The organism is Haliea sp. (assembly GCF_040222615.1).
In the GTDB taxonomy this organism is placed as follows: domain Bacteria; phylum Pseudomonadota; class Gammaproteobacteria; order Pseudomonadales; family Halieaceae; genus Haliea.
On the sequence record NZ_JAVKCQ010000098.1, the window covers coordinates 1 to 8,038 of the forward strand.

The following is an 8,038-nucleotide window of genomic DNA, read 5'->3' on the forward strand; positions in this document are numbered from 1 at the left end:
CTGATGGGTGGCTGAGAAACCTCCGACATGGGTTGTGCCCTCCGGGGCTAACGATTCGGAGGGTGCAGCTTGCACAGTTCAGGCCGGCGCTGGCAGGGCGTAGATTATTTTGCGCTTACAGTGTTCGATTCATGATTCGTAAACTTAACAGCTTATTAGAAAGACCAGACCGTATAACACCCCGCTTGCTAACTCCAGCACGCCGTGCGAGCTCAATGGCGTTATCCCTCACTGAATCAACAACTTGGCAGGCCTGGGTCGCAAGAACCGTCTGTTAGTCGGAGCATCTGGAGGTTAGCAAGACATCAAATTCGTCCAAACCAATCGACGTTTATTCGAATAAATTCAATAACTTATATCAAACCACTTGACCCGCCTCACTTCTTTCCGGTGAAAAGCCGCTTGCAATCCACCTCCACCATACTACTGTATATGCATACAGTTTTATTGAATGGCAGCCATGGACGACATCAGACCAGCCATCTCTTCCAGCCCTCCCAGGCTACTTGACCAGGTCCGCCGTCACATGCGGGACGCCGGTTATGCCTGGAAGACCGAGAAGACCTACATCCACTGGATCAGGCGCTACATCCTGTTCCACGGGAAGCAGCATCCCGCCAGGCTGTCGGAAGCCCATATCAATCAGTTTCTCAGTGCGCTGGCCAACGAAAGATCCTGTTCGCCGTCAACGCAGCATATCGCACTGAATTCCCTGATTTACCTCTACAAGAGATTCATGGGCGTGGCCGTCGAGGGCCTGAAGTTCTCGCGTGCGAAAGTCCAGCCTCGCCTGCCTGCCGTGTTGAGCCACCAGGAAGCCATGCTGATTATCGAACACTTGTATGGCCTCCACCGCACCATGGTCGCACTGCTCTACGGTACCGGCATGCGGCTCAATGAAATGCTCTCTCTGCGCATCAAGGATGTTGATTTTGAGCTGTCCACAATCACCGTGCGCTCGGGAAAGGGCGATAAGGATCGCACCACCATCCTCCCGGATCAGTTGAGACTACTGCTTGAGGAACAAATCACACGGGTAGCCTGCCAGCACGAGCAGGATCTGAGAGATGGCTACGGCGAGGTGTATATGCCTTACGCTCTGTCCCGCAAATATCCGAATGCCGCCAAAGAGCTTGCATGGCAGTACCTGTTTCCCTCAACAGCCATAGGCAAGGACCCCCGGACCGGCGTACTGCGACGGCACCACCTGCATGAATCCGCGTTGCGCAAGGCCCTCTCCGGGGCCAGGCGAGCCTCAGGCATCAACAAGCACATCAAGTGCCACACCTTCCGGCACAGTTTCGCTACGCGCCTGCTGCAGCAGGGCTACGATCTACGCACCATCCAGAAACTGCTGGGTCATAGTGACGTCAGGACTACCGAGATCTACACCCATGTGATTCGGCGGGGAGCCATGGGCGTGGTCAGTCCCCTGGATGGTTTGTGACCCATGCCCTACGCCGAACTCCACACTCTGACCTGCTATAGCTTCCTGCGCGGTGCCTCCCACCCGCACGAGTTGGTGCAGCGTGCGGCAGAGCTGGGTTACGCGGCCCTGGCCATTACTGACGAGTGTTCGCTGGCGGGCGTGGTCAAGGCCCACGTGGCGGCGAAGGAGGTAGGGCTGCCACTCATTATCGGCAGTGAGCTTAACCTGGTGGAGGGCATCTGCCTTGTCGCGCTGGTGCCAAGTCGTGCGGCCTACAGCGAACTGTCCGGGCTGATCAGCCTGGCGCGACGACGCAGTCCCAAGGGGGAGTACCAGGTGGCGCTGCGGGATGTAATCTTTCATCTCAAGCGCTGCCTGCTGATCTGGTTGCCGCGGGGGGACGGGACGACTCAGGTTGATAGCGAGGCCACGGACGAGAACGGCGAGGAGACGGACGCTGCCGAGCAGGGCTATGGCCAGCAACTGGCGCGACTGTGTAAAGGACGGGTATGGCTGGGGGTCAGCCACCTGCTGGGCGGCGACGATGTGGCCCGGCACCTGCGGCTGCATGCCCTGGCACAGGCCCTGGACCTGCCGATGGTGGCCTGCGGCAATGTGCAGATGCACGCGGCTGCGCGCAAGCCCCTGCACGATGTATTCACCGCCCTGCGCCACAACACCAGCGTAGCCCGGCTGGGGCGCCGGCGGCTGGCCAACAGCCAGCAGCACCTGCGGCGGCTGGACAAGCTGCAGCAGCTCTATCCCCCCGCCATGCTGGCGGCGACGCTGGACATCGTCCGCCGCTGCCAGTTCAGCCTGGAAGAGCTGCGCTATGAATACCCGGAGGAGGTAGTGCCGCCAGGGCAGACCGCAACCACTTATCTGCGTGAACTGGTGGAGACGGGCTGCGCGGTGCGCTGGCCCGGGGGCGTCTCCGCGGAGACGCGGGCACGCATTGAGTACGAGCTGGAGCTGATCACGGAACTGCATTACGAGTATTACTTCCTCACCGTGTACGACCTGGTGCGCTTTGCCCGCGAGCGCGACATCCTCTGCCAGGGCCGCGGCTCGGCGGCCAACTCGGTGGTGTGTTATTGCCTGTTCATCACCGAGGTGTCGCCGGACCAGGTGTCGCTGCTGTTCGAACGCTTCATTTCCCGGGAGCGGGACGAGCCGCCGGATATCGATGTGGATTTCGAGCACGAGCGCCGCGAAGAGGTGATCCAGTACATCTACGACAAGTACAGTCGCCGGCGGGCCGCCCTGGCTGCCACGGTCATTAGCTACCGGGCGCGCAGCGCAGTGCGTGACGTGGGCAGGGCGCTGGGGCTGGATGCGGTGTTCGTGGATGACCTCGCCAAATCCATGGCCTGGTGGGACCGCAGCTCGGACCTAGGCAAGCGCTTCGAGGAACAGGGCGTGGCCGGGCACAGCCAGCAGGCGGCCCTGTTCCAGCGGCTGGTACAGGAAATCCTCGGCTTCCCGCGCCACCTGTCCCAGCACGTGGGCGGCTTCGTGATCAGCCGCGGGCCGATCTCCCAGCTGGTGCCGGTGGAAAACGCCAGCATGGTGGACCGCACCGTGATCCAATGGGACAAGGAGGATATCGAATCCCTGGGCCTGCTCAAGGTGGATATACTCGCCCTGGGCATGCTTTCCGCCATCCGCAAGAGCCTGGCACTGGTGCACCGGGATCACCCCCACATCCGCACGCTGGCGGACATCCCGCGGGATGACGCCGCCACCTGGCGCATGTTGCAGCAGGCGGATTCCGTGGGCGTGTTCCAGGTTGAGTCCCGGGCCCAGATGTCCATGCTGCCGCGGCTGCGCCCGGCCTGTTTCTACGATCTCGTCATCCAGATCGCCATCGTCCGCCCCGGCCCCATCCAGGGGGACATGGTGCACCCGTTCCTGCGCCGCAAGCAGGGTTTGGAAGCGGTCACTTACCCCAGCGAAGAGATCCGCTCGGTGCTGGACCGCACCCTGGGGGTGCCCATCTTCCAGGAGCAGGTGATCCGCCTGGCGATGGTGGCGGCGGGGTTTTCCGGCGGCGAGGCGGACCAGCTGCGCCGGGCCATCAGCAACTGGGGCAAGAACAGCAAGCTGCTGAGCTTTGAACAGAAGCTGGTTCGCGGCATGATCGCCCGCGGCTATGAGGAGGATTTCGCCCACCGCCTGTTCGACCAGATCAAGGGCTTTGGTGGTTACGGCTTCCCGGAGTCCCACTCTGCCAGTTTCGCCCTGCTGGCCTGGGTGTCCGCCTGGCTCAAGTGCCACTATCCGGCGGCGTTCTTTGTCGGCCTGCTGAACAGTCAGCCAATGGGCTTTTATTCCCCTTCACAGTTGCTCCAGGATGCCCGCCGCCACGGGGTCACGGTGTTGCCGGTGGATGTGAACCAGAGTCACTGGGACCACCAGCTGCTGGCCGCCACCGGCTCCGGGCATCCCCCCGTTCGCCTGGGGCTGCGGCTGGTAAAGGGCCTGAGCCGCGACGGTGCCCGGCGCCTGGTAGAGGCGCGGGCGCGGGAGCCCTTTCGCCAGCTCAGCCAGCTGCGGCTGCGGGCGCAGCTGGACAAGCGCGACCTGGAGGCACTGGCGGATGCGGACGCACTGGCCTCTCTCAGTGGCAACCGCCACCAGTCCCAGTGGCAGGTCATGGCTCTGGAGCAGCCGCGGCCCCTGCTGCGGGAAGAACAGCAGCAGCCCGCCAGCTATTTCAACGACGGCATCCAGCTGCCCGCGCCGGCCGTGGCGGAGGAAGTGCTCGCGGACTACCGGGCCACCGGCCTGACCCTGCGCGCCCACCCCCTCAGCCTGTTGCGGGACCAGTACCCCTTCAACCGCTGCAAGCGCCACGCGGAGCTGCACGCGGTGGTGAACCGGGGCTTCGTCCGTATCGCTGGCCTGGTCACCTGCCGCCAGCGTCCCGGCAGCGCCTCCGGGGTGCTGTTCCTGACCCTGGAGGACGAAACCGGCAGCAGCAACATCGTGGTATGGACCCGTACCCAGGAGCATTTCCGGCGCGAGCTGATGAACGGCCGGCTGCTGGTGGTAAAGGGCACTCTGGAGCGCAAGGACGGCGTCACCCACATCATCGCCGGTGCGCTGCAGGACTACAGCGAAGCGCTGGCGGAGCTGCCGCTGCAGTCGCGGGACTTCCACTGACCGGAAACCGCGACAGAATTGCACCGGTCAAAATGTGGCCATAAATGACCCTGTGCAGACAGATTGCTTTTGGCATACTGCAAGCCGTTTTCAGGACAACAACATTGGAAAGGAGATCATCCATGCCCTGTTTGCCCCACCCTTTCAGCCGTACCCTGGTCCTGGCCACCGCCCTGCTGAGCGGCGCCAGCGTACAGGCGGCCACGACGGTCGTTCATGCAGGTACCCTGCTCGCCGTACCGGGCCAGCAACCGCAGACAGAGCAGACCCTGGTTATTGTCGACGACAAGGTCAGCCAGGTCCTGGACGGCTATCGGGATCCGGCAGCGTTTGCGGAGACAGCAACAGTCATCGACCTGAAAGACGGTTTCGTAATGCCCGGCCTGATGGACATGCACGTGCACCTGCAGGGTGAACTGGGTCCACAGAATGACAGCGAAGACCTGAAAAACTCCCCCCAGCTGATGCAGATGCAGTCGCTGATGTACGCGCTGCGCACGCTTGACGCGGGTTTTACCACCCTTCGCGATGCCGGCTCCAGCGAACAGGAAATATACGCCGTGCGGGACGCCATCAACCGGGGCTGGATAGACGGACCGCGTATTGTCGCCGCCGGCGGCGTAGGCATTACCGGTGGCCACAATGACGTCAGCGGCATGAAACCGGAATTGATGGAATTCTATACCGACAGCACCATTTGCGACGGCCCCTACGATTGCCGCCGCGCCACCCGGGAAGCGATCAAGTACGGCGCCGACCTGATCAAGATCACCTCGACCGGCGGCGTGCTGACCGACCGCGCCACCGGCACCGGCCAGCAGATGGAGATGGATGAGCTGAAGGAAGTAGTCAAAGCCGCCCGCCGCATGGGCCGCAAGGTCATCAGCCATGCCCACCAGGAAGAAGGGATCATCGCCGCCCTGCAGGCGGGCGTCGACAGTATCGAGCACGGCAGCTACGTGGGCCCCGAATCGATCAAGCTGTTCAAATCCACCGGTGCCTACCTGGTTCCCACCCTGCTGGCGGGCCACACCGTCAAGATCATGGCGACGGAGTCTGACTTCATGAGCCCGGCTATCCGCGAAAAGGCGATCCGCGTGGGCAACGACATGCAGGCCAACTTCGCCCGGGCCCACAAGGCGGGGGTGAAGGTTGCCTTTGGCACCGACACCGGCGTATCCCGCCATGGCGACAACGCCATGGAGGCGGTGCTCATGCACGAGGCCGGCATGACGCCGATGGAGATTCTGGTCAGCGCCACCGTCAGCGCCGCAGATTTGATCGACATGTCCGACACGCTCGGCACGCTGGAACCGGGCAAGCAAGCCGATGTCATTGCCCTGCAAAACTCGCCACTGGAGAACATCGAAAGCCTGCTCGACGTGGGCTTTGTGATGAAGGGCGGCAAGGTATTCAAACAACAGATAAAGCACTCTGACAGGAGATCACCGTGACCGGTGCCACGCCCCAACAGCAACAACCGCCCTTCAAGCCCGCCGATGTGCTGGACGCCCGCATCATGGGCGATGAACGGACCATGTATGCCCTGTTCGACTACCTGCGAAGCAACGACCCCGTGGCCCGGGTGGAACACCCCGACTACCGTCCGTTCTGGTCCCTGAGCCGCTACGACGACATCAAGCGCATCGGCAGCGAGAACGATCGCTTCCTCAGTGCGCCGCGCACGGTGCTGGTACCCGCGGCCTTCGAGGAAGCGCTGCTGGAACGCTTCGGCACCCGCAACGGCCTGGAGACCCTGATCCACATGGATCGGCCCAAGCACCTGAAGCTGCGCCGGGTCACCCGCGAGTGGTTCCTGCCGCGCTCGATCGCGAGCCTGACTGCCGAGGTGCAGGCCCTGTCGAAGGAGTTTGTCGACAAGATGCAGGATATGGGCAGCGAGTGCGACTTCGTTCGCGACATCGCCCTGCTTTATCCGCTGCGCATCATCCTCTCTATCCTGGGCCTGCCGCGGGAGGCCGAGGCAACCATGCTGAAACTGACCCAGGAGCTGTTTGGCGGCCAGGATCCGAGCCTGCAGCGCGGCGAAGGCGAAACCGCCGGTCTGGAGGTGCTGAATGACTTCGGCGCTTTCTTCAGCGAGGTGATCGAAGACCGCAAGAAGAACCCGAAAGACGACCTGGCCACCGTGCTGGCCAATGCGGAAGTGGACGGTGAGCCGATGAACGTCCTCGACCAGGCCAGCTACTTCATCATCACCGCGACTGCCGGGCACGACACCACTTCCGCGACCATCGGCGGTGGCATGAAGGCGCTGCTGGAATACCCCGGCCAGCTCGCCCTCTGGCGCGACCGCCCGGATATCGACAGCGGCGCCGCCAGGGAGATTATTCGCTGGGTGTCACCGGTGCGACACATGGTGCGCACCGCCACCGAAGACCTGGAGCTGCATGGCCGCCAGATCCGCGCCGGCGACAACATCGCCCTCTGGTACCCCGCGGCCAACCGCGACCCGGAAGCCTTCGACCACCCCAATCGGCTGGACCTGCAGCGGGACCCGAAAGCCCAGCTCGCCTTCGGCTACGGCTCCCACATGTGCCTGGGACAGCATCTGGCGGCGCTGGAGGTGTCCTGTTTTTTCCGCGAGCTGCTGCCGCGCCTGAAGCACATGGAACTGGCTGGCGACCCGGAGTGGGTCAAGGCGATTTTTGTCGGCGGCCTGAAATCCCTGCCGGTGCGCTACACTCTGGACTGAACCCCCGGCGGCGTTTGCTGCCCAAGAGAGCAAGACTGACGACAACGAGGTCAACATGAAATCATTGCGCATGCTGGTGGTGATCGCCGCCCTGGCCCTGACCGCGTGCTCGGGCACGCCCCGGCCCATTGTCGACACCAAGGGCGTCGACATGAACCAGTACCACCAGGATATGGCCGAGTGCCAGCGCTACGCCGAAGAGGTGGATGTTGCCGGTGGCGTGGCCCGCGGCGCCGGACTCGGTGCCGTGGTCGGCGGTGCCGTGGGCGCTGTGACCGGCAGCGGCACCGAAGGTGCGGCCACCGGCGCCATCACCGGAGGGGCGACCTCCGGAATCAAGAACGACCGGGATCGCGAGCGGGTAGCCAAGAATTGCATGCGCGGGCGCGGCTACCGGGTGCTGAACTGACCCGGCAGCGCGCCGCGGGAGCTCAGAACAGCTTGCGGCCCTTGTTGGCAGCAATGCGCATGCGCAGGGCGTTGAGCTTGATAAAGCCCTCGGCGTCCTTCTGGTTGTAGGCTCCGGCGTCGTCCTCGAAGGTGGCAATGCTCTCGTCGAACAGGCTGTCCGCGGACTGCCGCCCGGCAAGAATGATATTGCCCTTGTACAGCTTCAGCCGAACCTTGCCGTTCACATTCACCTGGCTCTGGTCGATGGCGGTCTGCAGCATCTGCCGCTCCGGTGACCACCAGTAACCGTTGTAGATCATCTCCGCGTAGCGCGGCAT

5 protein-coding genes and 1 pseudogene are annotated in these 8,038 nt (G+C 63.2%); 5 read left to right on the forward strand and 1 reads right to left on the reverse strand.

Annotated elements, in window-relative coordinates:
- The first annotated feature begins 460 nt into the window (after window positions 1-460).
- The 5 genes from RJQ10_RS08115 to RJQ10_RS08135 all read left to right on the forward strand — a co-directional run bounded on the left by RJQ10_RS08115 (window position 461) and on the right by RJQ10_RS08135 (window position 7,719).
- The gene (locus RJQ10_RS08115; protein WP_350145431.1) at window positions 461-1,447 is read left to right on the forward strand and encodes an integron integrase; all 987 of its coding nucleotides are present in this window, start codon (window positions 461-463) and stop codon (window positions 1,445-1,447) included.
- Window positions 1,448-1,450: 3 nt separating this feature from the next.
- Window positions 1,451-4,594 (forward strand): error-prone DNA polymerase, encoded by a 3,144-nt coding sequence (locus RJQ10_RS08120; protein WP_350145433.1) that lies wholly within the window; start codon window positions 1,451-1,453, stop codon window positions 4,592-4,594.
- Window positions 4,595-4,716: 122 nt separating this feature from the next.
- Window positions 4,717-6,048, forward strand: coding sequence for a metal-dependent hydrolase family protein (locus tag RJQ10_RS08125; RefSeq protein WP_350145435.1), 1,332 nt, complete (start codon window positions 4,717-4,719; stop codon window positions 6,046-6,048).
- The gene (locus RJQ10_RS08130; RefSeq protein WP_350145437.1) at window positions 6,045-7,310 is read left to right on the forward strand and encodes a cytochrome P450; all 1,266 of its coding nucleotides are present in this window, start codon (window positions 6,045-6,047) and stop codon (window positions 7,308-7,310) included. Before RJQ10_RS08125 ends, RJQ10_RS08130 begins: the two co-directional genes overlap by 4 nt.
- Before the next feature lie 55 nt (window positions 7,311-7,365).
- Window positions 7,366-7,719 (forward strand): glycine zipper family protein, encoded by a 354-nt coding sequence (locus tag RJQ10_RS08135; RefSeq protein ID WP_350145439.1) that lies wholly within the window; start codon window positions 7,366-7,368, stop codon window positions 7,717-7,719.
- Window positions 7,720-7,741: 22 nt separating this feature from the next.
- On the opposite strand, the pseudogene RJQ10_RS08140 reads toward RJQ10_RS08135, so the two are convergent.
- A pseudogene (locus RJQ10_RS08140) lies at window positions 7,742-8,038 on the reverse strand (argininosuccinate synthase); the annotation flags it as partial.